This window comes from Streptomyces sp. NPDC037054 (assembly GCF_055606745.1).
Window position 1 is genome coordinate 269,014 of record NZ_JBVJSJ010000004.1, and the last position, 26,223, is coordinate 295,236.

A 26,223-nucleotide genomic window follows, 5' to 3' on the forward strand; every position below is an offset into this window, starting at 1 on the left:
GAGACTAGAACACCGGCGTCCCGGCGCGCGTCAGACGCCAGTCGGTGGACGCGAAGTCCTTCGGGTCCAGCACACCCTTGGCGGTCACCCACTCCGCGATCCGGGTGCGGATCTCCGTCGACTCCGCCCACAGCTCCTTCGCCGACGCCACGTGCGGGAACGCGCCGCCGCCGTTGGCCCGGTAGTTGTTCACCGCGAACACGAACTCCTGCGCGTCCGACAGCGGGGCGCCCCCGTACGTCAGGTTCTTGATCCGCGAACCGGCCGGCTGCGCGATGTCGATGTCGTACGACAGGCCCGACACGTAGTCGTAGTTGTAGTCCGGCCGGCCGCCGGCGTTCGTCAGCCTCGCCACGTCGACCGCCGCGTCCGGCGCGGTCTGCACGAAGTACTCCGCCGAGAACTCCAGGTACGCCCGCAGCTGGGCGCCCGTCATCAGCTTCGCGACCAGCGTGTTGTCGTACACGTACAGACTGGACAGGTCCCGGATCGTCACGTCGCCCGCCGGGATCTCCGACGTCCGCGAGAACGGCGACGCCTGCGCCAGCACCGGCAGCGCCGCGTACTCGGTGCCCGCGAGCGCCTCCCTGACCACGTCCTCCTGGACCTTGGTGATCAGGTCGATGATCGGGGCGTCCTTGTACCGCGCCTCGACCGTCGTCAGCGTCGCCGTGGCGGTGCCGACGACCTGGTTGACGTACTCCACGACCTTCGTGTGCTCGTCGTTCAGCAGCGCGGAGATCTCCGGGTCGTCGGCCACGGTGTTCGCGTTCAGCAGCGACGCGGCGACCTTCTCGACCTGCCAGCGGCCCCTGGCGAACACCAGGTCGATGTCGAACAGCGTCAACCGCTCGGCGTAGCAGAGCGGTTCGGACAGCACGACGGTCCTGCCGGTCTGCTCGTTGACGACCTTCAGCTCCGGGATCTCCACGTGCGCGTGCCCGACCAGGATCGCGTCGATGCCCGGCACCTGCTTCGCCACGTTCGCCGCGGCGTTCTCCACGTGCGGCAGCTGGTCACCGTAGGACGAGGTGCCCGACGAGCCCGAGTGCGCCGACACGACGACCACGTCCGCGCCCATCGAGCGCAGCTTCGGCACCCACTTCGCGGCCTGCTCCTCCAGGCCCGGGAACTCCAGCTTGCCCTGCACGTAGGCCTTGTCCCAGATCGCGATGCCCGGGTTCGTCAGCCCCAGCACCGCCACCTTCACCGGCGGCGCCCCCGGCACCCGGAAGGTCTTCATGAAGTACGGCGGGAAGGCCGGCTTCTGCGTCTTGACGTCCACGGCGTTGGCGCCCAGCAGCGGGAAGTCGCACTGCTCCTCGAACTTCCGCAGCGTCTCGATGCCGTAGTTGAACTCGTGGTTGCCGAGCGCCACCGCGTCGTACCCGATCGCGTTCATCGCCTGCGCCATCGGGTGCACCGGACCGCCCTCGGCGGTGATCGGGTCGACCTTGGCGTAGTAGTACGTCAGCGGCGTGCCCTGGATGGTGTCGCCCGCGTCGAGCAGCAGCGTGTTCTCACGGCCCCGCTCCTCGCGGACCTGGTTCACCAGCGTCGAGACACGGGCCAGGCCCTGCGCGTTGCCCTTGGCGTCCGCGTACTCCGCGTCCTTGAAGTAGTCCCAGTTGAAGACGTGCCCGTGCAGGTCGGTCGTGCCCATCACGGTCAGCGAGTACCGCTTCCCGCCCGGCTTCGCGGCCGTCGCCCCGGCGGCCTGCGCCGCGGGAGCCCCCGCCGTACCCGCCAGCGCCACCCCCGCCCCGGTCACGGCGGACTTCTTCAGGAACTTGCGGCGGTTCAACGGCATGTGGTTCTCCTCGGGGGCAGTGCGACAACGCGCGTAGATTCTGACCCGGACACGACCAGCGGCAACAGGCCCGGCAGGTTTCGATCTGGTGACCACCGCGGGTGCCGGACGGGGTCCGCGACCGGCGAAGGGGTGACAGAGTGGGGCGTATGGCCACTCCTGACAGCCCGTCCGGCGCCGCCACGGCGCCCGCCGTGCCCTACGGCACCCCCGACGCCCCGCGCATCGCCGTGCGCGGCGCCGCCCACCTGGAGGTCGAACCGGAGCTCGCCCGCATCGGCATCACCGTCCAGGCCCACGGCCGCGACCGCCGCGGCACCCTGGAGGACCTCACCCGCCGCAACGCCGCCGCCCTGGACCTCGTCAAGTCCTACGGCGACGCGGTGGAACGCCTGGAGACCGGCGCGTTCAGCATCACGCCCGAACTCGCCAAACACGGGCGCGGCGAGCGCGTCCGCACCTACCACGGCACCGTCCGTCTCGTCGCGGAGCTCACCGACTTCACCAGCCTCGGCGAGCTCACCACCCGCCTCGCCGACCTGGAGCTCACCCATGTCGACGGACCGTGGTGGTCCCTGCGGCACGACTCGCCGGCCCACCGCCAGGCCCGCCGGCAGGCCGTGCGCGAGGCGGTGCAGCGCGCCCGCGAGTACGCCGAGGCGCTCGGCACGACCCTCACCGCGCTGGTCGAACTCGCCGACACCGGCGCCGAACAGGCCCTCGCCCACCCGTCGCCGCCCGGCCGCGCCCGGTCCATGTCGTACGCGGGGGCCGCGCAGGAGGCGGCGCCCCTGGACCTCGAACCGCAGCGCCAGCACGTGCGCGCCGAGGTCAACGCCCGGTTCACGATGGCACCGCCGAGCCTCTGAAGGGCCTCGCGGGGCGCCGTAATCGGGAACTCGCCCATTCCGGCAATTCCCCGCGCGAATGTCCGAATACGAAGGCCGACTTCACGCGCCGGGGGGCGGTGGGAAGGCGCCGGGAAGGCGGCCGGAATGCTCATCGGAGCACTCCGGCGCACAATTCAACACTTGTCAATAACCCTTCACCCAAAGCTCGTTGAGTAGTCATGGACCGCCAATGGTCTACCGGTCGGTAAGGCCTAGGCTCGATTTCATGCGTCGAGCAAAGATCGTCTGTACCCTGGGCCCCGCCACCGACTCGTACGACCAGATCAAGGCACTCGTCGAGGCCGGAATGGACGTCGCCCGCCTCAACCTCAGCCACGGCGGCCACGCCGAGCACGAGGAGCGCTACCGGCGGGTCCGCAAGGCCGCCGACGAGTGCGGCCGCAGCGTCGGTGTCCTCGCCGACCTTCAGGGCCCGAAGATCCGACTGGGCCGCTTCGCCGAGGGACCGGTACTGCTCGAACGCGGCGACACCTTCACCATCACCGTCGAAGAGGGCGCCGAGGGCGACCGCCACGGCTGCGGCACCACCTACCGGGGCCTCGCCGGCGACGTCGCCCCCGGCGAACGCGTCCTCGTCGACGACGGCAAGGTGTGCCTGGAGGTCTCCGGCGTCGACGGCCCCCGCGTGCGCACCACCGTGGTCGAGGGCGGCGTGGTCTCCGACCACAAGGGCCTCAACCTGCCCGGCGTCGCGGTGTCCGTGCCCGCCCTCTCCGGCAAGGACGAGGCCGACCTGCGCTGGGCGCTGCGCACCGGCTGCGACGTCGTCGCGCTGTCCTTCGTGCGCAGCGGGCGCGACATCGAGGACGTCCACCGGATCATGGACGAGGAGGGGCGCCGCCTCCCGGTCATCGCCAAGGTGGAGAAGCCGCAGGCGGTCGAGAACATCGAGGAGATCGTCGCCGCCTTCGACGGCATCATGGTGGCCCGCGGCGACCTCGGGGTCGAAATGCCCCTGGAGCAGGTGCCGATCGTCCAGAAGCGCGCGGTCAAACTGGCGAAGCGGAACGCCAAGCCGGTCATCGTCGCCACCCAGATGCTCGACTCGATGATCGACAACTCCCGCCCCACGCGGGCCGAGGCGAGCGACGTGGCGAACGCCGTGCTCGACGGCGCGGACGCGGTGATGCTGTCCGGCGAGACCAGCGTCGGCAAGCACGTCGTGGAGACGGTGCGCACCATGGCCCGGATCGTCGAGGCCGCCGAGGAGGACATGCTCGCGACGGGCCTCGTGCCGCTGACCGAGCGCAGCAAGCCCCGCACGCAGGCCGGCGCGGTGGCCCGCGCCGCGGCCGAGATGGGCGACTTCCTCGGCGCGAAGTTCCTGGTGGCCTTCACCCAGTCCGGCGACACCGCCCGCCGGCTGTCCCGCTACCGTTCGCCGATCCCGGTCCTCGCCTTCACCCCCGACCCGGCGACCCGCTCCCAACTCAGCCTCACCTGGGGCGTGGAGACGTTCCTCGGCCCGCACGTGGACTCCACCGACGCCATGGTCGCCCAGGTCGACGAATTGCTGCTGAAGCACGGCCGCTGCCAGAAGGGCGACAGGGTCGTCATCACGGCGGGTTCACCGCCCGGCGTTCCCGGCTCGACGAATCTCGTCCACGTGCACCACATGGGCGAGCGCGGCGGGTCCGAATAGGAGGCGAAAAGAAATGGGGCCCCTCGTCAGGAGGGGCCCTCTGCGCCGTCTCCGCCCATTGTGCGGTGACCTTGGAATCGCAGGAAAAGTGCCCCGGGTCGGACTCGAACCGACACTGTACGGGTTTTGAATCCGTTGCCTGCTGCCAATTGGGCTACCGGGGCTCGAAGAATCCAAGGTTTCCCCTGACCCTCCGCGCGTCCACCTTACCGTAGCTAGGTAGGCTCTTGTCAGCAGTACCCCTGCCCCGAACGAGGAGCCCCCGTGACCGCCGAGTCGCCCCAGCCCGTAGACGTGCCCGACGACGACAAGTCGCACGTTCCTCCGGTGACGACCCGAGTCGTCATCGCAGAGGACGAGGCCCTGATCCGGCTCGATCTGAAAGAGATGCTCGAAGAAGAGGGGTACACCGTCGTCGCCGAGGCCGGTGACGGCGAGCAGGCCGTCGAACTCGCCCGCGAGCACAAGCCGGACCTCGTGATCCTCGACGTGAAGATGCCCAAGCTCGACGGCATCTCCGCGGCCGAGAAGATCACCGAGGAGTCCATCGCACCGGTCCTCATGCTCACCGCCTTCTCGCAGCGCGACCTCGTGGAGCGCGCGCGGGACGCCGGGGCCATGGCGTACCTGGTGAAGCCGTTCAGCAAGAGCGACGTCGTCCCGGCGATCGAGATGGCCGTCTCCCGCTACACGCAGTTGAAGGAGCTGGAGAAGGAGGTCGCCGACCTCTCCCAGCGGCTGGAGACCCGCAAGCTGGTCGACCGCGCGAAGTCGATCCTGCAGACCGAGTACGGCCTGACGGAGCCGGCGGCGTTCCGCTGGATCCAGAAGACGTCGATGGACCGCCGGATGTCGATGCAGCAGGTCGCCGAGGCGGTCATCCAGGACAGCGAGGAGAAGAAGTCCTCCAAGTCCGGCGACTGACGCCCACCGGCACGAACGCACGCGACGCGGCCCGCGCCCCCGGTTTCCCGGGGAGCGCGGGCCGCGTCGTCGTGCGGGCGGGGGCTCAGTCCTCGCCGAGGTACGCCTTGCGCACCGACTCGTCGTGCAGCAGGTCCTGCCCGGTGCCGGACAGCACGATGCTGCCGACCTCCATGACGTGGCCCTGGTCGGCGAGCGACAGGGCGGCCTGGGCGTTCTGCTCGACCAGCAGGATCGTCGTGCCCTGGGCCTTCAGCTCGGCGATCGTCGACATGATCTTCTGCATCATGATCGGCGACAGGCCCATCGACGGCTCGTCCAGCATCAGCAGCTTCGGCTGGGACATGAGCGCACGGCCCATGGCCAGCATCTGCTGCTCACCGCCGGAGAGGGTGCCCGCGGCCTGCTTCCTGCGCTCCCCGAGGATGGGGAACAGGTCGTAGGCGCGCTGGATGTCCCGCTCGATGCCCGGCTTGTCGTTGCGCAGGAAGGCACCGAGGCGCAGGTTGTCCTCGATGGTCATGCGCGGGAAGATGTGCCGCCCCTCGGGGGAGTGGGCGAGGCCCAGCGACACGATCTCGTGCGCGGGGAACTTCTTCAGCGACTTGCCGTTGAACCGGATCTGGCCGCCGACCGGCTTGAGCAGACCGGACAGCGTGCGCAGGGTCGTCGTCTTGCCGGCGCCGTTGGTGCCGATGAGGGTGACGACCTGGCCGGCCTCGACGGTGAAGGAGATGCCCTTGACGGCCTCGATCTTGCCGTAGGCGACTCGCAGGTCCTCGACTTCGAGCAGTGCGGTCATCGGTCGTTCTCCTTGCCGGGCGCGTCCGAGTTGTTGTCGGCGTTGGCCTCGGCGGCCTCGACCTCGGCGACCTCCTCGTCGCCGGGGGCGTCCTCGAAGGGCTCGCCGAGGTAGGCGGCGACGACGCGCTCGTCGCCCTGCACGGTCGCCGAGTCGCCCTCCACCAGCTTCTCGCCCTGGACGAGGACGGCGACGCGGTCGCAGAGGTTGAAGATGAACCGCATGTCGTGCTCGATGACGAGCACGGCGATGCCCTGGTCCCGGATGGCGAAGACGAGTTCCTCGGTGGCCCGCGTCTCCTGCGGGTTCATGCCGGCCGTCGGCTCGTCCAGCAGCAGCAGGCCGGGCTCGCTGGCCAGCGCGCGGGCGATCTCCAGCTTGCGCTGCTCGCCGTAGGGCAGGTTGCGGGCGAGGTGTTCGGCCTTGTCGGCCAGGCCCACGAAGTCCAGCAGCTCCATGGCGCGGGCGCGCGAGGCCGCCTCGGCCTTGTGGAAGCCGGGACCGCGCAGCAGGGCGGACCAGAGGCCCTCCTTGGTGCGGGTGTGGCGGCCGACCAGCACGTTCTCCAGGACCGTCATGTTCGCGAACAGCCGGATGTTCTGGAAGGTGCGGGCGATGCCGGCCGCGGTGACCTTGAACGACTTGGGCGGCAGGACGTTGCCCTTGTAGCGGACCTCGCCCTCGGTGGGGATGTAGAGGCCCGTCAGGCAGTTGAAGAAGGTCGTCTTGCCGGCGCCGTTGGGTCCGATGAGGCCGACGATCTCACCGCTGTTGACGGTGAGGTCGACGTTCCGTACGGCGGTGAGGCCGCCGAAGCGCATCGTGACGCCGCGGGCGTCGAGCACGGTCTCGCCGGGCGTGACGCCGGGGGCGGCGCCCTTGGTGGTGGTGTCGGTAGTCATCGTGGTCAGGCCCCTGCCTTGCTGAGGACTGCGGGCGCTTCGGCATCTTCGTGGAACTCGAGCTGGCGGCGCCGGTTCGGGATGAGACCTTCCGGACGGAAGCGCATCAGCAGCACGAGCGCGAGTCCGAAGGCGAACAGCTGGTAGTCGCCGAGGAACTGGAGCTTGGCGGGGATCAGGTAGAGCAGCGAGGCGCCGACCAGCGGGCCCAGGATGGTCCCCATGCCGCCGAGGACGACCGCCGCCAGCAGGAACGCCGAGTTGGGCGGCACCACGTGGGCGAACTGGTACTGCTCCGGCGTCACCGTGTAGGTGACGTGCGCCTGCACGGTGCCCGCGAGACCGGCCAGGGCCGCGCCCAGCGCGAACGCGATGAGCTTGACCCGGAAGCCGTTGATGCCCATGGCGAGCGCCGCGGTCTCGTCCTCGCGGATGGCGACCCAGGCGCGGCCGATCCGGGAGTCGCTGCTGCGCCGGAAGACGACGACCACGATCAGCGTGACCAGCAGCATCAGCAGGAAGTAGTTCGCGAACCGGGCGATGGTGAACCCGGCGATGGTGTGTTCCTGCCCGAAGTCGAACCCGAGGATGTTGAGGTTCGGGATCGACGAGATGCCGTTGGAGCCGTTGGTGATGTCGGGTCCGGAGGTGCCGTCCATGTTGAGGACGGTGATCCGGAAGATCTCACCGAAGCCCAGGGTGACGATCGCCAGGTAGTCGCCGCGCAGGCGGAGGGTCGGGGCGCCGATGATGACGCCGAAGACCATGGCGACGGCCGCGCCGACCAGGGCCGAGGCCCAGAACGGCAGGTGCAGGTCGAACGGCGAGGACGGGGAGCCGGAGACCATGGCCGCGGTGTAGGCGCCGACACCGAGGAAGGCGACGTAACCGAGGTCGAGGAGGCCGGCGAGACCGACGACGATGTTCAGGCCCAGGGCGACCGTGGCGAAGATCAGGATGTAGACGCCGATGGTCGCGTACTGGTCGTCGGACTGGGTGAACGGGAAGGCGACGGCGGCGACGAACGCGCCGGCCATGGTGACGACGCGGTGCTTGGCCGTGATCGCGGAGACGCGCTTCACGAGACCGGCCTTGGCGACGGCCGCGAAGGAGAACCCGGCGATGATCAGGAAGCCGATGAACAGCTCGTCGTACTCGGTGCCGATGCCGTACGTGAAGACGGTCAGACCGATGGCGAGGACCACGACGATGACCAGGATCTCGGCGTACGAGGGCAGGGTCACCGCGGGCTTGGCGGGGGTGCCGCCGGCGAAGGCCTCGCGGACGACGGCGAGCCGGGAGCGCACGTTGTGGCGGAAGAGCTCCCACCCGGTGTCGTCCGGGTCGATCGGCTCGGGCTCCGGCCAGGTGAACGGCAGGGCGAGCGCGCCGACGAGCGCCACCAGGGTGGCGGCGGCGACGACGTAGCCGCCGGGCTCCAGGTTGACGACGCCGCCGAGCTTGGTGCTGATGGCGATGATCGTGAACCAGGCGGTGGCGAAGGTGCCGAGCGCGGCCGTCTTGAGGGCGCCGTCGGCGCCGCCCGGCGTCAGCCAGCGCAGGCCCTTCACGCCGTACGAGGACAGGCCCAACAGGGCCGTCAGGGCGCCGCCGATGAGGACGAGGACCTGGAGGCCGCCCGGGTAGCCGTAGACCGTGAGGTTGCCGGGGAAGGCGGCGGTCCAGGTCCAGGCGAGGAACGTGGAGATCACGGTGAGCACGCCGCCGCCGGTGGCGAGGGCGCGGCCGAGGTTCTCGGGCAGTCCGATGAGTCCCCTGGGGCCGCCGTCGGCCGGGGAGCTGGGGGACTTGGGTGCGGTGGTCTGTGTGGTCATCGGTGTCACGCCCTGTCCGCGACTCGCTCGCCGAGCAGGCCCTGCGGCCTGAACAGGAGCACGAGGATGAGGAGTACGAAGGCCCAGACGTCGGCCCAGGACTGGCTGCCGAACTGGTCCATCCCGGGGATGTCGGAGATGTAGGCGGTGGACAGGGACTCGGCGATGCCGAGGACCACGCCACCGAGCATGGCTCCGTAGATGTTGCCGATGCCGCCGAGGACGGCCGCGGTGAAGGCCTTCAGGCCGAGGATGAAGCCCATCCGGAAGTCGATCTGGCCGTACTTGAGGCCGTAGGCGACACCGCCGACGGCGGCGAAGACGGCGCCGAGGGCGAACGCGATCACGATGATGCGGTCGGTGTTGACGCCCATGAGCTTGGCGGTGTCCGGGTCCTGCGCGGTGGCCTGCATGCCGCGACCGGTGCGGGTGCGCATCACGAAGTACGCGAGGATCGCCATGCTGACGGGAGCGGCGATCAGCAGGAACACGTCACCCGTCTGGATGGTGACGTCACCGATGTGGAAGGGACCGCCGGGGATGCTGGGGAAGGTGCGCGCGGACTTGGCCTCGGGGTACCAGGCCCACACCGCCTGCTGGAGGGCCAGGGAGAGGCCGATGGCGGTGATGAGCGGCGCGAGGCGGGGGGCGGTGCGCAGGGGCCGGTAGGCGAACCGTTCCGCTCCCACGGCGACCAGCGAGGCGACCAGCATGGCGCCGATGAGCATGAGCGGCAGGGCGATCCACATGGAGGTACCGCCCGGCAGGACGTACACGTAGACCGTGAGCGCGCCGAAGGCTCCGGTCATGAAGATCTCGCCGTGGGCGAAGTTGATGAGCTGGACAATGCCGTAGACCATTGTGTAGCCGATAGCGACCAGCCCGTACATGGATCCCAGTAGCAGGCCGTTGACCAGCTGCTGCGGCAGTTCGTTCACCGCATGTCCTCCGAGACGTTCGGAAAAAGTTCGACGGATGGGGCCGGATGCGAGTCCGCGCGGGGCGCCTGTGGTGCGGCGCCTCGCGCGGCTCGTCTGTGGTGCGGGCTGGATCAGCCGGTGTAGGTGCCGGACTTCACCGGCTTCCAGGCACCGTTCTCCACGGCGTACACGGTGAGCTGCTTGTTCGTGGCGTCACCGAACTCGTCGAAGGAGACCTTGCCGGTCACACCGTCGAAGGAGACGTTCTGCATCGCGGCGGTGACCTTCGCGCGGGCGTCGTCCGGCAGCTTGCCGTCGTTGTCGTCGACGACCGCCTTCACGGCCTCGATGATCGCCCACGCGGAGTCGTAGGAGTAACCGCCGTAGGCCTCGTAGGCCTCCTTGTAGCCCTCGGCCTTGTAGTTCGCGACGAACTCCTTGGCGGACGGCAGGTCCTCGACCGGCGCGCCGACCGAGGTGGCGAGGTCGCCGGTGCCGCTGGCGCCGGCCAGCTTGATGAAGTCGGCGCTGTAGATGCCGTCACCGCCGACCAGCGGGATCTTGGCGCCGGCGGCCTTGATCTGCTTGCTGAGCGGGCCGGCCTGCGGGTACTCGCCGCCGTAGTAGACGACGTCCGCGCCCGAGTTCTTCACCTTGGTCGCGACCGCGGAGAAGTCCTTGGTGTCGGGGTTGATGTGCTCGGTGCCCACGACCTTGCCGCCGAGCTTCTTGAACTCCTCGGTGAAGGTGGCGGCCAGACCGGCGCCGTAGGTCTTCTTGTCGTCGATGACGAAGACCTTGCGCTTCTTGGAGTCGTTGTACAGGTACTGCGCGGCGAACGGGCCCTGGATGGCGTCCGTGGTCGCGGTGCGGAAGTACGACTTGTACGGGCGGACCTGCTTCGTCTGCCAGTCGGCACCCTGGCTGAGGGCCGGGTTGGTGTTGGCCGGCGACACCTGGACCAGTTTGGCGTCGTCGAAGACCTTCTGCATGGACTCGGCGACGGAGGAGTTCAGCGGGCCGACGACGCCGAGGACGTCCTTGTTGGCCTGGAGCTTGGTGGCGTTCTGCTGGCCGGAGGACGGCTGCGCCTGGTCGTCGAGCGCCTGGATCTTGAAGGTGACGCCCTCGACGAACTTCTCCTTGTTGGCGATCTTCGTCGCGAGGTCCACCGAGTTCTTGATACCGAGGCCCAGCGCGGACAGGTCGCCGGTCAGCGGGGCGTCGACGCCGATGACGACAGTGGTGCCGCCGCCGGAGTCCGAGCCGCCGCCGTCGTCGTCGCGCGAGCCGCAGGCGGTGAGTGTGAGTGCTCCCGCCGCCAGCGCGGCGGTGATGGCGATGAGCGAACGTTGACGCACGATCAGTCCTTTCCCCTGGCAGCCGCTTCCCGGTGGAAACGGCCGAGTCGAGCGCTGGGCGGAAGTGAGAATCCGGCGGCGCGGTGACTGGGCGTGACTCTAAGCGTGTGAGGGGAACGTGGAGGAGTGTCTGCGCCATGCTGTGACGCTCTTGTTATGACACGAGGTAATGCAGAGCGGTACTGAGCGGGTGGAACGGATGAATACGGGCTGATTCGTGCCGTCCACATTGTGAGAACTCGCAGGACCCGACGCGGTCGTTCAGGCGTGTTCAAGGTTTTGATGATTACACAGAACTGTTGCTGCAGGCTACTTGAAGGGCCTCCGAGAGGTGCCGCGCGTAACGTGGCCCGAGGATGAAACTGTGCACTTGTATTGCGCGTGCATTACGTAGAGTTACGTCCAGGAAAGGGAGTCCGGCGCTCTTCGGGACTTTTCCGCATTCCGTCACTCTCATGGTGATGGCGATCTTGCGGGAGGATCCCGCCTTTGTCCGGAAAGGCGCCCGCGGCGCGGATGTCACGGAAAGGCCCGCGTAGGGCTGGCCGATACGGGTCACGGTGACCGGCGGGCCGGAGGCCACGCCGAGCAGCACCTCGAAGCCGAAGGAGCGCGACCCGTCCGGACCGCGCGGCGCCGCCCGGCCCAGATAGTCGATGTCCACGACCTGCGAGGGGTACGGCGGGGGCGGCGGCGCCTGCGGCCGGGGGCGCGTGGCGTAGAGGTATCCGCCGCCCGCCAGCAGGGCCAGGGTCGTCGCACCGGCGACGACGGCCCGCCGGTGACGCCCGTAGAAGGCCGCTGCACGGCCCCCACGGGGCGCGCGAGGGGCGGGAGGGTCCGGAGTGCCGCGCGTGCCCTCCCCGGGCTCCACAGGGCCGATGCCGCTCACTGCCAGGGCCCGTTCGTGGGGGTTCCGCCGCGGTACAGCTCCGCGCACTCGGCCGGAACCCTGCGCCCGATCAGGGCCTCGGCGGCCGGGGCCCCGGCGCGCCGCCGCTCGGCCCGCGCGGCGTCCACCACCTCGCGCAGGATCTCGTACTGGCCGTTGGACAGGCCCATCGACTGGTAGTCCCCGTAGCTGCCCCCGTCCAGCACCTCGCGCGCCCAGTGCCCGACGATCCGCGCGCACAGCTCCTGCGGGGACGTGGTCCGCGGGGCCGGGGCCGAGCCGGTCCGCGCGGCGCCGCCCTCCGCGGCCGGCCCCGGCGACCCGCAGCCCGCCACCGGCCCGGCGAGCAGCACCACGAGCGCGAGCGCCGCCCCCGGACGGAGAACTCCCGTTGCCATGCACCGACGTTATGGTCTGCGCCGCCGCCCGGACCAGAGGCGGGGCGGCTCACGGCTCACGCGTCGGGCGACGGGGCGGCGTCGCGGCCGGGTCAGCCCGTCGCGCCGACCGGCTCGCCGTCGCCCGGGCGGACGTCCCGCAGCATGCAGGTGAGGCGGGCGGTGCACACCCGGCGCCCCTCCTCGTCACTGATGACGATCTCGTACGTGGCGGTGCTGCGCCCCCGGTGGACCGGCGTCGCCACACCGGTCACCAGCCCGGAGCGCACGCCCCGGTGGTGCGTGCAGTTCAGGTCGACGCCGACGGCGAGCTTGCTGGTGCCGCCGTGCAGCATCGAGCCCACCGAGCCGAGCGTCTCGGCCAGCACCGCCGAGGCGCCGCCGTGCAGCAGCCCGTACGGCTGGGTGTTGCCCTCCACCGGCATCGTCCCGACGACCCGCTCGGGCGACGCCTCCACGATCTGCACGCCCATCCGCGTCCCGAGGTGCCCGGCGGAGAACAGCGCCCGCAGGTCCACGCCCAGCGCGGCGTACTCGTCGACGACCTCCTGCGGGAACTTCACTTGCTGCTGCTCGCCCATGCCAGGCTCCGTTTCGTCTCGGGTCTTCGTCGTGGTCCTCGTCGGCCTCGTCGGATCGGGACCGCATCGCGTCCGCTGAGCAAACGCTCAGTCGGTCGCCGATTGTTCCAGACGGACCACGACGGACTTGCTGGCCGGGGTGTTGCTGGTGTCCGCGGTGGCGTCGAGCGGCACGAGGACGTTCGTCTCCGGGTAGTAGGCCGCCGCGCAGCCGCGCGCCGTCGGGTAGTGCACGACCCGGAAGCCGGGCGCCCGCCGTTCCACGCCGTCCTTCCACTCGCCGACGAGATCCACGTACGAGCCGTCCGCCACCCCCAGTTCCCGCGCGTCGTCCGGATTGACCAGCACCACCCGGCGGCCGCTCCTGATGCCGCGGTAGCGGTCGTCCAGGCCGTAGATCGTGGTGTTGTACTGGTCGTGCGAACGCAGCGTCTGCAGCAGCAGACGGCCCTGAGGCACGCGGGGGAACTCCACCGGCGCCGCGGTGAAGTTGGCCTTGCCGGTGGCCGTCGGGAAACGGCGCTCGTCGCGCGGGCCGTGCGGCAGCACGAAGCCGCCGGGGCGGGCCACGCGCGCGTTGAAGTCCTCGAAGCCGGGGATCACGCGCGCGATGCGGTCCCGGATCGTCGCGTAGTCCTTCTCGAACTCCTCCCACGGCACCCGGCTGTCCGCGCCGAGCACCCGCCGGGCCAGCCGGCACACGATCGCCGGCTCCGACAGCAGATGCGGGCTCGCCGGCTCCAGACGCCCGCGCGAGGCGTGCACCATGCCCATGGAGTCCTCCACGGTCACGAACTGCTCGCCGCCGTCCCGCACATCGCGCTCCGTGCGCCCGAGGGTGGGCAGGATCAGCGCACGCGCGCCCGTGACCACGTGCGAGCGGTTCAGCTTCGTCGACACGTGCACCGTCAGCCGGGCGCGGCGCATCGCCGCCTCGGTGACCTCCGTGTCCGGGGACGCCGACACGAAGTTGCCGCCCATCGCGAAGAACACCTTCGCCTCGCCGTCGCGCAGCGCCCGGATGGCTCGTACGACGTCGTAGCCGTGCTCGCGCGGGGGAGCGAAGCCGAACTCCCTCTCCAGGGCGTCGAGGAACGCCGGGGCCGGACGCTCGAAGATGCCCATCGTGCGGTCGCCCTGCACGTTCGAATGCCCGCGCACCGGGCACACGCCCGCGCCGGGACGGCCGATGTTGCCGCGCAGCAGAAGGAAGTTGACCACCTCGCGGATGGTCGGCACCGAGTGCTTGTGCTGGGTCAGGCCCATCGCCCAGCACACGATCGTCCGCTCCGAGGACAGCACCATGCCGAGCGCCTTCTCGACGTCCTCCCTGCCGAGCCCCGTCGCGGCGAGCATCTCGTCCCAGTCGGCGGCGCGGGCCGCGGCGGCGAACTCCTCGAAGCCGTGGGTGTGTTCGCGCACGAAGACCTCGTCGACAGCGCCCGGGGTCTCCAGGACCAGCTTGTTCAGGAGCCGGAACAGGGCCTGGTCGCCGCCGATGCGGATCTGGAGGAACAGGTCCGTGAGCGCGGCGCCCACCGTGAGGCCCTTGGCGGTCTGCGGGTTCTTGAAGCGCTCCAGGCCCGCCTCCGGCAGCGGGTTGACACTGATGATCCGCGCGCCGTTCGCCTTGGCCTTCTCCAGGGCCGTCAGCATCCTCGGGTGGTTCGTGCCCGGGTTCTGCCCGGCGACGATGATCAGGTCCGCCTTGTGGAGGTCCTCCAGCAGGACGCTGCCCTTGCCGACGCCGATCGTCTCCGACAGGGCCGAACCGGACGACTCGTGGCACATGTTCGAGCAGTCCGGCAGGTTGTTCGTCCCGAGCTCGCGCGCGAACAGCTGGTACAGGAACGCGGCCTCGTTGCTGGTCCGGCCCGAGGTGTAGAAGACCGCCTCGTCGGGGGAGCCGAGCGCCGCGATCTCCTCGGCGACGATGTCGAACGCCCGCTCCCAGGTGACCGGCTCGTAGCGCTCGCCGCCCTCCGGCAGGTACATGGGGTGCGTCAGCCGGCCCTGCTGGCCGAGCCAGTAGCCGCTGCGTCCTGCGAGGTCGGCGACCGGGTGCGCCGCGAAGAACTCCGGCGTGACGCGGCGCAGCGTGGCCTCCTCGGCCACCGCCTTCGCGCCGTTCTCGCAGAACTCCGCCGCCGACCGGTGCTCCGGCTCCGGCCAGGCGCAGCCGGGGCAGTCGAAGCCGTCCTTCTGGTTGACCTTCAGCAGCGTCAGCGCCGTGCGCTTGGCGCCCATCTGCTGCTGCGCCATGCGCAGGCCGTGCCCGATCGCGGGGAGACCGACCGCCACGTGCTTCGGCTCCGCGACCTGCGGCGCGTCCTGGACCGGATCGCTCTTGGGCGGCTTGGTGGCCATCGCACGCTCCCCTTCGGCTGTCTGTGTGGCGACTGCGTGTGCTTCGACTGACTGCGTGTGCTTCGACTGCGTGTGCCTCGACTGCTTGGGCTCCGACTGCTTGGGCCTCGGCCGCTTGTGTGAGGTACGTCTCCGATCCTCGCACGCGGCACGGACGGTGATCAGAGGGCCTGTGGACAACGTGGCGGGCGGGACGCCGGCAGGGCTCCGGGTGCCGGCGAGGACCCTGGGGCCGGGGCGGTGGGGAGGCCCGGGTGTCAGTGGCACGTGGCAGGATCGGGGGCGTGGCAGAGACAGCACCGAAGAAGACCGAGTCCACCCCCGGCGGCACCCGCCCCCGCCTGATGCTCATGGACGGGCACTCGCTGGCGTACCGCGCGTTCTTCGCGCTCCCCGCGGAGAACTTCACGACCGCGACGGGCCAGCCGACGAACGCGATCTACGGCTTCGCGTCGATGCTGGCGAACACGCTGCGCGACGAGGCGCCCACGCACTTCGCGGTCGCCTTCGACGTCTCCCGCAAGACCTGGCGCTCCGAGGAGTTCACGGAGTACAAGGCGAACCGCTCCAAGACCCCGGACGAGTTCAAGGGCCAGGTCGAGCTGATCGGCGAGCTGCTGGACGCGATGCAGGCGCAGCGGTTCGCCGTCGAGGGCTTCGAGGCCGACGACGTCATCGCCACGCTCGCCACCCAGGCCGAGGCCGAGGGCTTCGAGGTGCTGATCGTCACCGGCGACCGCGACTCCTTCCAGCTCGTCAGCGAGCACACCACGGTGCTGTACCCGACCAAGGGCGTCTCCGAGCTGACCCGGTTCACCCCCGAGAAGGTCTTCGAGAAGTACGGGTTGACGCCCGCGCAGTACCCCGACTTCGCCGCGCTGCGCGGTGACCCGTCCGACAACCTCCCCGGCATCCCCGGCGTCGGCGAGAAGACCGCCGCGAAGTGGATCAACCAGTTCGGCTCGTTCGCGGAACTGGTCGAGCGCGTCGACGAGGTCAAGGGCAAGGCCGGGCAGAACCTCCGCGACCACCTGGAGTCCGTCAAGCTGAACCGCCGGCTCACCGAGCTGGAGCGCCAGGTGGAGCTGCCGAAGACGGTCGCCGACCTCCAGCGCGCCCCGTACGACCGCAAGTCGGTCGCGATGATCCTGGACACCCTGGAGATCCGTAACCCGTCCCTGCGCGAGCGTCTCTTCGCCGTCGACCCGGGGGCCGAGGAGGCCGAGACCACCCCGGTCGTCACGGACGGCGTGGAGCTGGACGGCGTGGTGCTCGGCACCGGCGAACTGGCCCCCTGGCTCACCGAGCACGGCACGGGCACGCTCGGCGTCGCCACCGTCGACACCTGGGCGCTCGGCGCGGGCTCGGTCGCCGAGGTCGCACTCGCCGCGCCCGGCGGGGCCGCCGCCTGGTTCGACCCGACGCAGCTGGACGAGACCGACGAGAAGGCGTTCGCCTCCTGGCTCGCCGACGCCGCCAGGCCCAAGATCTTCCACAACGCCAAGGGCGCCATGCGGGTCTTCGCCGAGCACGGCTGGACCGTCGACGGGGTGACCATGGACACCGCGCTCGCCGCCTACCTGGTCAAGCCGGGCCGCCGCTCCTTCGACCTGGACGCGCTGTCCCTGGAGTACCTGCACCGCGAGCTGGCGCCCGCCGCCGCGGCCGACGGACAGCTCGCCTTCGGCACCGACGAGGACGCCGAGCGCGAAGCACTGATGGTGCAGGCCCGCGCGGTCCTCGACCTGGGCGAGACCTTCGAGAGCCGGCTCCAGGACGTCGGCGCCGCCGACCTGCTGCGCGACATGGAGCTGCCCACGTCCGCCCTGCTGGCCCGGATGGAGCGGCACGGCATCGCGGCCGACCGCGCCCACCTGGAGGCCATGGAGCAGATGTTCGCCGGCGCGGTGCAGCAGGCCGTGAAGGAGGCGCACGCCGCGGCCGGGCGCGAGTTCAACCTCGGCTCGCCCAAGCAGCTCCAGGAGGTCCTCTTCGGCGAGCTGGGCCTGCCGAAGACGAAGAAGACCAAGACGGGCTACACCACGGACGCCGACGCGCTGGCCTGGCTGGCCACCCAGACGGACAACGAACTCCCGGTGATCATGCTCCGGCACCGCGAGCAGGCCAAGCTCCGCGTCACCGTCGAGGGCCTGATCAAGACCATCGCCGGGGACGGCCGCATCCACACGACGTTCAACCAGACGGTCGCCGCGACGGGCCGCCTGTCGTCGACCGACCCGAACCTGCAGAACATCCCCGTCCGCACCGACGAGGGCCGGGCCATCCGCCGCGGCTTCGTCGTCGGCGAGGGCTTCGAGACACTCATGACGGCGGACTACAGCCAGATCGAGCTGCGCGTGATGGCGCATCTGTCGGAGGACGCGGGCCTGATCGAGGCGTTCACCTCGGGCGAGGACCTGCACACCACGGCCGCCGCGCAGGTCTTCTCGGTCGAGCAGAGCGCGGTCGACGCCGAGATGCGCCGCAAGATCAAGGCCATGTCGTACGGCCTGGCCTACGGACTGTCGGCCTTCGGCCTCTCCCAGCAGCTGAACATCGAGGCGGCGGAGGCCCGCGCCCTGATGGACGCCTACTTCGAGCGCTTCGGCGGCGTACGGGACTATCTGCGCCGCGTGGTGGACGAGGCGCGGGCGACGGGCTACACGGCGACGCTCTTCGGCCGCCGCCGCTACCTGCCCGACCTCAACAGCGACAACCGCCAGCGCCGCGAGGCCGCCGAGCGCATGGCCCTCAACGCGCCCATCCAGGGCACGGCCGCCGACATCGTCAAGATCGCGATGCTGAAGGTCGACGGCGCGCTGCGCGAGGCCGGCCTGAAGTCCCGGATGCTCCTCCAGGTCCACGACGAAATCGTCCTGGAGATCGCCCCCGGCGAGCGCGCCGCGGCGGAAGAACTGATCCGCCGCGAGATGTCCAGCGCGGTCACCCTCAGGGTCCCCCTGGGCGTCTCGGTGGGCGCGGGCCCGGACTGGGAATCGGCGGCGCACTAGCCTCCGGCGGTGGGGCGGGGACGGGGCGGGACTTTCGCACGCCGGGGAGTGCAGCGCGGGTCCGCGCGGGGAGCGGGCTGCGCGGGGCCCCGAAGCCCGCGGGCAGTCGTGCCGCTGGGGCGGCACGGGCGGGCGCGGGCGGCACCCCGCAGGCGCCGGGCCACGCGCCCCACCCCCGCGCTCACCGCAATGCCGGTCACGGACGCACCCTGCGGGGTGGCCACGCCGGTCACGCATGCACCCCGCTTGGTGGCCACGCCGGTCACGCATGGACCGTGCGCGGTGGCAACGTCGGTCACCCCAGCAGCACCACCGGTCACGTGAGCAACCCGCACCGTCAGCACCGGCGGCGTACGCAACCCGCATCGCCGGCCCCGGCCACGTACGCGACCCCGTAAAGCGTCACCGCCGGCCACCAGGCAACGCCGACTCACCGCCCCCCCGCCCACCCCCGGAGGGCCCGTCACTCGCGTGGCCCCCGCGAAAACGCCCCCGCCCACCCCGCCGGTCAGGATGCGGGCATGGGTATACGCATGGTCCACCGCAGGCCGGCACCCGCACAGGGCAACGCCGACGCGCTCACCCGCGTGCCACCCCCGCCGGCCCCGGCCTTCGCGGCCACCGCAAGCACCGCCCGCGTCCCCGCCACCTTCGCCTCGGCCCTCCGGCACACGGCGCGGGACCTCCGGCGCCGGCTCACCCCCCGGGACCCCGTCCTGCGCGCCATGGCCCTGGGCGACGCGTCCCGCCCCGACGAGGCACCGCTGTGGCGGCAGTGGACGAACCTGGCCCTCGGCCGCATCGACCTCGCGCTCCGCGGCGCCGAGGCCGGCCCCGGCGACCCCGCGCCCTGGCGCCAGTGGGCCGACCTGGCCCGCACCCTCCTCGCCTCGGCGTCCCGCCAGGGCGCGTCCCCGAGGCACCAGTGGCGCCAGTGGCACCAACGTCACCAGTGGCGTCAGTGGGTCGACCTCGCCCGCAGCTACCTCGCGCTCGCCCTCGCCGCACTGCCCAGACCCCGGCCCGTCCAGACGGTCACCGTCTTCGTCGCGGCCCCGGAGACCGTCACCGGACGCCCGTACGGTCCGGCTCCGCACCGACGCCGCCGGGACGACCCCGGACCGGGGCCGGACGCCACAGCCTGACCCCGGCCGCGTACAGCAGCACGCCGAGGAAGAGGCCCGCGCCCGCCCCGAAGCACACCGTCGGGATGAGTTCCCACGGCTCGGCGACCGACCCCCAGTAGGCCCACCACCGTGACGCCCGCTGCACCGCCGCCACCACCGCGCAGCCGCCGATCACCGCGCCGGCCAGCCACCGGTCCCGCACCGACAACGCCGCCACGCCGACCACCTTGCCCCGCGGCGCCCGCCGCAGCGCGAGCACCAGGAACACGGCGATGACGACGGCGGCCACCGCCGAGCCGCCGTACTGCATGTACCAGTACATCGGCGAGCCGGCCACCTCCTTGCCCAGCGCGGGAAACACCTGCATCCCCCACTGGTCGAGATGCGTGAACGCGTCCCAGACCACATGCGTCGCCGAGCCCAGCACCGCCGAGACGTACCACCACGCGGCCGACGACGCGGTGACACGCGCGCGTGGCGTCCCGCAGCGGGTCAGCGCGGCCACCCGCCCCTGCCGCGCCCGCGGCAGCAGCGCCACCAGCGGCTCCCGCACCAGCAGCCACAGCAACACCAGCACCCAGGCGACGGCCACGTCGATCGTCAGGACGCCCCGGAGGGAGTGCGTCACGTCCCCGAACTTCATCGCCTCGGGCAGCACACTCGCCGCGTAGTAGGTCATGTCGGGAGCGAACGAACCCGCCACCAGAGCGGCGGGCACCAGCCGTCCGCGCCCCGACCCGTCGGTGCGCACGGCGGGCAGCACGGCCACCGCATGGCTGAGAGTGAACGGCAACTCGGCTCCTCGAGACAGTCGTTGACGAGGCCCCCCGGCCCCGAAGATCGCCTGGCCCCAGTATGCGTGACCGCCCTTTTCCCGCCGCCGCGTTTCTCCCGGGCTGCCAACCGGTGAAAACCGGGCACGAACGGGTGCCCGAGGAAAGCAAGTTGTCGTAGGGTCACCTGGGTCGACGTGCCGGGGAGCGCGTCGAAGACGCGGGACAAACAGGGACGAACAGCGACACAACTGCACACAGGTACCACGCGGATCCGCGCGAGCGGGTAATGATTCCGCCCCCACGAGGGCAACCGGCGCGGCGGTCCGATCGTCACAACAAGGCGAGCACACGAGGCAGAGACGGGCGCTCCGACGTCCACGGGAGGGGTTCACTCCATGACGGCGCATTTCGGCAGGAGGCTGCGCAAGGGGGCGGCGACCACCGCCGTGGCCGCGGCAGCGGTCGCGGCACTGGCCGCGTCCCAGGCTCCCGGTGCGACACCCGGGGACCAGGGCAGACAGTCCACCGCCGACACCACGCCGTCGCCCGAGGCGAACGCCGACAGCGCGACCGGCAACTCGCCCTACTACACGGACCTCCCGCCGCTGAACAGCCCGAAGCCGTCGCCGACGGACGGCTCGTCCGTCACCCCCGGCTCGGCCGAGGCCGGCATCCCCGCCACCGTCCTCGACGCCTACAAGAAGGCCGCCGCCGCACTCCGCGCCTCCAAGCCCGGCTGCAACCTGCCGTGGGAACTCCTCGCCGCGATCGGCAAGGTGGAGTCCGGCCAGGCCCGCGGCGGCCGCGTCAACGCCGACGGCACCACGCTCAAGCCGATCATCGGCCCGCAGCTCGACGGCAACGGCTTCGCCCTCATCCGGGACACCGACAACGGCGTCTACGACGGCAACAGCCAGTACGACAACGCCGTCGGCCCCATGCAGTTCATCCCGTCCACCTGGGCCTGGGCGGGCCGCGACGGCAACGGCGACGGCAAGAAGGACCCCAACAACATCTACGACGCGGCGCTGGCCGCCGGACACTACCTGTGCCGCAACAGCTGGGACCTGTCCGTGCAGGCCGACATGAACCGCGCGATCCTCAGCTACAACAACTCGCAGCACTACCTGCACACGGTCCTGTCGTGGCTGGAGTACTACCGCAAGGGCTCGCACGAGATCCCCGACGGCACCGGCACCCTGCCCGTGGGCCGCAGCGACGACAAGCAGGGCTCGGGATCGGGATCGGGCACCACACCGTCGACGCCGTCCTCCCCGTCCACGCCGCCGCCCGGCGGGTCCGACAAGCCGGGCGGCGACAGTCCGAGCCCCCGGCCGACTCCGCCCGGCACCCCCAGCCCGGAACCCACCCCGCCCGGCAGCACGCCGCCGCCCTCCAGCACCCCCACGCCCACCGACACGGTGCATCACCTGGAGGACGCGGGGACCGACAGGCTCACCGCGATGGCGGGCGACGCGTTCACCGAGCGGGTCAGCACCCGGGCCGAGACCCGCGACGGCAAGGCCGTCGCTACGGTGCGCATACGCTTCACCATCATCGGCTCCACCGACGCCACGTTCTCCAACGGCGAGACCGTCGCCACGGTCGCCACCAACAGCTCCGGCGTGGCGGTCTCGCCCGGCCTGCGCGCCGGTGAGAAGACCGGCGGGTTCACCGTCCGCGCCACCGTCGTCGGCCGTCTCGTCCCCGGCCTCGACTACTCCGCCTCCGTCACCGAGCGCGCGGCCGACACCCTCACCCGCACCGGCGACGCCGCCCTCACCTGCACCGCGGGCGGCGAGTTCGCCGACCAGGTCGAGGTGAAGGCCACGTACAAGGGAGCCGCGGCCGACGGCGTCGCCGCCACGGCCACGCTGATCAAGTCGGCCGACGACCCGACCGTCAACGACAAGGGCCCGTACTTCAAGGACGCCGAGGGCAACGCGATCCGCACCCTCACCGGCCTGAAGACGGACGCCAACGGCCTGCTGAAGCTGCCGAAGCTCTACGCGGACGACACCAGCGGCACGTACCTGCTCCGCGTCACCACCGCGGGCGGCGCGACCCTCACGGTCGAACTCACCGTGGCGGCCGCCGAGACGTCGTCGCCGGCCCCGTCCACCAGCCCGTCGCCGAGCCCGAGCGCCTAGCTCGGACAGCACCGACAGCACTGGCAGTGCCGACAGCACTGACAGGGCCGACAGGGCCGTCGGACGCCAGGGGCGCTTTCCGTCCTCACGGAGGGCGCCCCGCCCGCGCGTGACCGTGCGTCAGCGCCGCAACCGGGCGTTGGTGTGCCGCGTCGCCTCGGCGGTCGCCGGATCCTCGGGCCACGGATGCTTCGGATACCGGCCGCGCAACTCCGCCCGTACGCCCTTGTAGCCGTCCTTCCAGAAAGAGGCCAGGTCGGCGGTGACGGCGGCGGGCCGCCCGGCGGGGGAGAGCAGGTGCACCACCACCGGCACCCCCGCGACCCGCGGCGACTCCCGCGACCCGAACATCTCCTGGAGCTTCACCGCCAGCACGGGCTGCTCCGGACGCGAGTAGTCGATCCGTATCCTCGATCCGCTCGGCACGGTGATCCGCTCGGGAGCGAGCTCGTCGAGCCGCCCCGCCTCACCCGACGCCCACGGCAGCAGCCGGGCCAGCGCCGCACCGGCGTCGATCCGCCCCAGATCCGCCCGCCGCCCCGCCCGGCCCAGCTCCGGCTCCAGCCACTCGTCCACGCGCGCGTGCAACGCGTCGTCGGCCACGTCCGGCCAGGGCTCGCCGAGGTGCAGCCGCAGAAAGGCGAGCCGCTGCCGCAGCACCTGCGCGTCCGCCGACCACCGCAGCAACCCGAACCCCTCGCGCCGCAGCCCGTCCAGCAGCGCCTCGCGCACCAGCCCGGCGGCGGCGTCCCGCAGCGGCCGCACCGCGACCTCGACCGCCCCCAGCCGCTCCACGCGCCGCGCGACGACCTCGCCGTCGGCCCAGCGCACCTCGTCCTGTTCGGTCAGGAGCGCACCGGCCGCGAGGCGGGCGGTGTCCTCGTCGATCGCCGCCGCGAGTTGCACACGCGCGTGCCCCCTGCCCACGGGACGGTCGGCCACGGCGACCGCGAGCCACGGCGCGCCCCGCAGCGCCGACCCGTCCGACAGCTCGGCGCGCGTCCCGGAGGCCATGAGATACGAGCCGCCGTCCGCCGCGGCGACCCGTTCGGGAAAGGCGAGAGCGGCGACGAGCCCCACCGCACGGTCCTCCGCGATCGCGCCTGCGGCGGCCGGCACGGCCACCTCGCCCACAACGGCCCGCAGTCGCCGCACCTCCGCCCGCCACCGCGCCGCGTAGGCGTCACCCCCGCGCCGCGCCGCCCGCAACGCACCGGCGAGATCGTCCCCGTACTCCCGAGGCGCCTCCTCGCTCAGCAGCGCCACTACCTCGGCGGCCCGCTCGCCGCCGACCGCCGCGGAGGCGTCCAGCAGGGCCCTCCCCAGCCGGGGATGCAGCCCCAGCCGCGCCAGCCGGGCACCGCGCTCCGTGGCCCGCCCCGCGTCGTCCACCGCGCCCACCGCCGTCAGCACCCGCCGCGCCGCCGCCATCGCCCCGCCCGGCGGCGGATCCAGCAGCGCCAGCCCAGCGGCGTCCGGATCACCCCAGCACGCCACCTGCAACGCGAACGCCGTCAGATCGGCCACCTTGATCTCCGGAGCCGGGAACCGCGGCAGACGCGCGTCCTCCGCCTCCATCCAGCACCGGTACACCGCACCGGGCGCCTCACGCCCGGCCCGCCCCGCCCGCTGCCGCGCCGCCGCCTGCGAGGCGCGCACGGTCGTCAGCGCGCTCAGCCCGCGCGCGTGGTCGACCCGCGGCTCGCGGGCCAGCCCCGAGTCCACGACCACCCGCACGCCCGGCACCGTCAGCGACGACTCCGCGACCGACGTCGCCAGCACCACCCGGCGCCGCTCGCCCGGGGCCAGCACCGCGTCCTGCACCGCCGCCGACGCCCGCCCGTGGACCTGGAGCACGTCCACGCCACCGAGATCCCCGAGTTGCCCGGCGACCCGGGCGATCTCGCCCACGCCCGGCAGGAAACACAGCACGTCGCCGTCCCGCTCGGCCAGAGCCCGCCGCACCACCGACGCCACGTGCGCGAGCAGCGCCGGATCGACCCGCATGCCGTGCGGCGGCCGCACCGGGCGGGCCGGCGGCGCCCACACCACCTCGACGTCGTAGGAGACGCCCGAGGCCGCCACGACCGGCGCCCCGCCCAGCAGCCGAGCCCAGCCCTCGGCATCGGTCGTCGCGGACGCCGCCACCAGCCGCAGCTCCGGGCGCAGCGTCTCCCGCACGTCCCACAGGAACGCCGCCACCGTGTCCGCGTCCAGATGCCGCTCGTGGCACTCGTCGAGCACCACCACGTCCACGCCGGACAACTCCTGGTCCCGCTGGAGCCGTTGCAGCAGCACGCCGGTCGTCACGACCTCCACGCGTGTGCGCCGCCCCACGACCCGCTCCCCGCGCACCGTGTAACCGACGCTGCCACCGACCTTCTCGCCCAGCAGCCACGCCATGCGCCGGGCCGCCGCGCGTGCCGCGATCCGCCGGGGCTCCGCGACGACGACCCGCCGCGCCGGCCCCTCGCCGAGCAGCCCGGCGAGCGTCGGCGGCACGAGCGTCGTCTTGCCGGTCCCGGGCGGCGCGACCAGCACGGCGGTGCCGTGGCCGGACAGCGCATCGTCCAGGGCGGGCAGGGCGGTGCGGACGGGCAGGCCCTCCAGGGCGTCGTAACGGATCATGCCCCCAGTGTCATACGCACCGGCGACAGCGTGGGGAGCCTGTGGACAACCGCCGCCGCGGGCCTGTGGAAAACTCCGGCTCAGTCCCGCTCGCACACGAAGATCGCCGTACCCGGGAGCAGACCGCCGCGCAGCGGGGACCAGCCGCCCCACTCCGAGGTGTTCCAGGCCGGCCACTCCGGCTCCACCAGGTCCACCAGCCGGAAGCCGGCCCCCACGACGTCCCGGACCCGGTCGCCGAGCGTCCTGTGGTGTTCGACGTACACCGCCCGGCCCTCCTCGTCCTGCTCGACGTACGGCGTGCGGTCGAAGTAGGAGCCCGAGACGCTGAGCCCCTCGGGGCCCGGCTCGTCCGGGAACGCCCAGCGGATCGGATGGGTCACCGAGAACACGAACCGGCCCCCCGGCCGCAGCACCCGGCGCACTTCCTTCAGGACCAGCACCGGCTCGGCGACGAAGGGCAGCGCCCCGTACGCCGAGCACGCCAGGTCGAAGGAGCCGTCCGCGAACGGCAGCGCGCCCGCGTCTGCGCACACCAGCGGGAACGATCCGCCGATCCGCAGCGCGTGCTGGAGCTGCCGGTGCGAGATGTCCAGGGCCACGGGGCGGGCGCCCTGCGCGGCCAGCCAGCGCGCGCACTGCGCCGCGCCGGCCCCGATCTCCAGGACGTCCTTCCCCTTCAGGTCCTCCGGCGGGCCGAGCAGTTCCGCCTCCACCTCGTCCAGGCCCTCGGGGCCCCAGACGAACCGGTCGTCGCCGAGGAAGGTGCCGTGCTCGGTCTGGTACTCGTCCGCGTTGCGGTCCCACCAGCCGCGGTTCGCCCGGACGCTCTCCGCGACTCCGGCGTCCCGACGGGTGGCCTCGGGTTCGGACGCTACGGGCTCTTGGATGATCGGCTCCCTCGTCGTACTCTTCCGTCCAGCCCGTCCCGGCGGTTCTCGTGCGGTGCACGAAAGGGACGTCCCGGTGCCCTCATGGCCTCGGGAGACAGGTTTTGTGCCGGGTATGCGGCGATCCGCCCCGGGTGCGCGATTCGCGCATTGACCCTGCCCGGCTGCCCCCGTATGCTACAAGTTGCGCTGCGGGCCTGCGCACCTCAGACGTAGCAGGTCGCGCTCGCATCTGTTGTATGTCCCCTCGGTTGTCGAGGCGCCACCGGGCACCCGGTGTCTGGAATGGCGCTTCC

General features: G+C 71.7%; 19 protein-coding genes and 1 tRNA gene. 6 read left to right on the top strand and 14 right to left on the bottom strand.

The window, feature by feature from the left end; all coding sequences use genetic code 11:
• Positions 1-4 precede the first annotated feature (4 nt).
• A complete protein-coding gene (locus ACZ7D7_RS12135; protein WP_470823971.1) occupies positions 5-1,810 on the bottom strand; it encodes a bifunctional metallophosphatase/5'-nucleotidase in 1,806 nt (601 codons plus the stop codon).
• A gap of 149 nt (positions 1,811-1,959) precedes the next feature.
• Between ACZ7D7_RS12135 and ACZ7D7_RS12140 the strand changes: the two genes are divergently transcribed.
• On the top strand, positions 1,960-2,679 hold the full coding sequence (locus tag ACZ7D7_RS12140) for an SIMPL domain-containing protein (protein WP_470823972.1): 720 nt from the start codon (positions 1,960-1,962) through the stop codon (positions 2,677-2,679).
• Positions 2,680-2,926: 247 nt separating this feature from the next.
• Complete coding sequence (gene pyk / locus ACZ7D7_RS12145; RefSeq protein WP_470823973.1) at positions 2,927-4,363, top strand: pyruvate kinase; 1,437 nt, start codon at positions 2,927-2,929, stop codon at positions 4,361-4,363.
• Positions 4,364-4,452: 89 nt separating this feature from the next.
• Here pyk and ACZ7D7_RS12150 read toward each other — a convergent pair.
• Positions 4,453-4,527, bottom strand: a tRNA-Leu gene (locus tag ACZ7D7_RS12150).
• 100 nt (positions 4,528-4,627) lie between these two features.
• Between ACZ7D7_RS12150 and ACZ7D7_RS12155 the strand changes: the two genes are divergently transcribed.
• Positions 4,628-5,287, top strand: coding sequence for an ANTAR domain-containing response regulator (locus ACZ7D7_RS12155; protein ID WP_470823974.1), 660 nt, complete (start codon positions 4,628-4,630; stop codon positions 5,285-5,287).
• A gap of 85 nt (positions 5,288-5,372) precedes the next feature.
• Here the strand turns inward: ACZ7D7_RS12155 and ACZ7D7_RS12160 are convergent, their stop codons facing one another.
• The 9 genes from ACZ7D7_RS12160 to ACZ7D7_RS12200 all read right to left on the bottom strand — a co-directional run bounded on the left by ACZ7D7_RS12160 (position 5,373) and on the right by ACZ7D7_RS12200 (position 15,345).
• A complete protein-coding gene (locus tag ACZ7D7_RS12160; protein ID WP_470823975.1) occupies positions 5,373-6,089 on the bottom strand; it encodes an ABC transporter ATP-binding protein in 717 nt (238 codons plus the stop codon).
• On the bottom strand, positions 6,086-6,991 hold the full coding sequence (locus ACZ7D7_RS12165; protein ID WP_470823976.1) for an ABC transporter ATP-binding protein: 906 nt from the start codon (positions 6,989-6,991) through the stop codon (positions 6,086-6,088). The genes ACZ7D7_RS12160 and ACZ7D7_RS12165 overlap by 4 nt, the downstream gene beginning before the upstream one ends.
• A gap of 5 nt (positions 6,992-6,996) precedes the next feature.
• Positions 6,997-8,826 (bottom strand): branched-chain amino acid ABC transporter permease, encoded by a 1,830-nt coding sequence (locus tag ACZ7D7_RS12170; RefSeq protein WP_470823977.1) that lies wholly within the window; start codon positions 8,824-8,826, stop codon positions 6,997-6,999.
• Positions 8,827-8,831: 5 nt separating this feature from the next.
• Entirely contained in the window at positions 8,832-9,764 is a 933-nt protein-coding gene (locus tag ACZ7D7_RS12175; RefSeq protein ID WP_470823979.1) for a branched-chain amino acid ABC transporter permease, read from the bottom strand.
• Positions 9,765-9,877: 113 nt separating this feature from the next.
• Positions 9,878-11,107: a branched-chain amino acid ABC transporter substrate-binding protein gene (locus ACZ7D7_RS12180; protein WP_470823980.1), complete on the bottom strand. Its 1,230-nt coding sequence runs from the start codon at positions 11,105-11,107 to the stop codon at positions 9,878-9,880.
• A gap of 286 nt (positions 11,108-11,393) precedes the next feature.
• The gene (locus ACZ7D7_RS12185) at positions 11,394-11,999 is read right to left on the bottom strand and encodes a Tat pathway signal sequence domain protein (protein WP_470823981.1); all 606 of its coding nucleotides are present in this window, start codon (positions 11,997-11,999) and stop codon (positions 11,394-11,396) included.
• Positions 11,996-12,397, bottom strand: coding sequence for a hypothetical protein (locus ACZ7D7_RS12190; RefSeq protein WP_470823982.1), 402 nt, complete (start codon positions 12,395-12,397; stop codon positions 11,996-11,998). Before ACZ7D7_RS12190 ends, ACZ7D7_RS12185 begins: the two co-directional genes overlap by 4 nt.
• A 92-nt stretch (positions 12,398-12,489) precedes the next feature.
• Positions 12,490-12,978, bottom strand: coding sequence for a PaaI family thioesterase (locus ACZ7D7_RS12195; protein WP_470823983.1), 489 nt, complete (start codon positions 12,976-12,978; stop codon positions 12,490-12,492).
• Between the two features lie 87 nt (positions 12,979-13,065).
• On the bottom strand, positions 13,066-15,345 hold the full coding sequence (locus tag ACZ7D7_RS12200; protein WP_470823984.1) for an FdhF/YdeP family oxidoreductase: 2,280 nt from the start codon (positions 15,343-15,345) through the stop codon (positions 13,066-13,068).
• A 284-nt stretch (positions 15,346-15,629) separates the two neighbouring features.
• Here ACZ7D7_RS12200 and polA point away from each other — a divergent pair, with 284 nt between their 5' ends.
• Entirely contained in the window at positions 15,630-18,356 is a 2,727-nt protein-coding gene (gene polA, locus ACZ7D7_RS12205) for a DNA polymerase I (RefSeq protein ID WP_470823985.1), read from the top strand.
• 521 nt (positions 18,357-18,877) lie between these two features.
• Positions 18,878-19,501: a hypothetical protein gene (locus tag ACZ7D7_RS12210; RefSeq protein WP_470823986.1), complete on the top strand. Its 624-nt coding sequence runs from the start codon at positions 18,878-18,880 to the stop codon at positions 19,499-19,501.
• On the opposite strand, the gene ACZ7D7_RS12215 is transcribed toward ACZ7D7_RS12210, so the two are convergent.
• A complete protein-coding gene (locus tag ACZ7D7_RS12215) occupies positions 19,422-20,276 on the bottom strand; it encodes a DUF4184 family protein (protein WP_470823987.1) in 855 nt (284 codons plus the stop codon). The two genes, ACZ7D7_RS12210 and ACZ7D7_RS12215, sit on opposite strands and share 80 nt — an antisense overlap.
• A gap of 378 nt (positions 20,277-20,654) precedes the next feature.
• Here ACZ7D7_RS12215 and ACZ7D7_RS12220 point away from each other — a divergent pair, with 378 nt between their 5' ends.
• Complete coding sequence (locus ACZ7D7_RS12220; protein ID WP_470823988.1) at positions 20,655-22,409, top strand: lytic transglycosylase domain-containing protein; 1,755 nt, start codon at positions 20,655-20,657, stop codon at positions 22,407-22,409.
• A 120-nt stretch (positions 22,410-22,529) separates the two neighbouring features.
• On the opposite strand, the gene hrpB is transcribed toward ACZ7D7_RS12220, so the two are convergent.
• A complete protein-coding gene (gene hrpB / locus ACZ7D7_RS12225; protein ID WP_470823990.1) occupies positions 22,530-25,037 on the bottom strand; it encodes an ATP-dependent helicase HrpB in 2,508 nt (835 codons plus the stop codon).
• Between the two features lie 80 nt (positions 25,038-25,117).
• Entirely contained in the window at positions 25,118-25,930 is an 813-nt protein-coding gene (locus ACZ7D7_RS12230) for a class I SAM-dependent methyltransferase (protein ID WP_470824255.1), read from the bottom strand.
• Between the last annotated feature and the right edge of the window lie 293 nt (positions 25,931-26,223).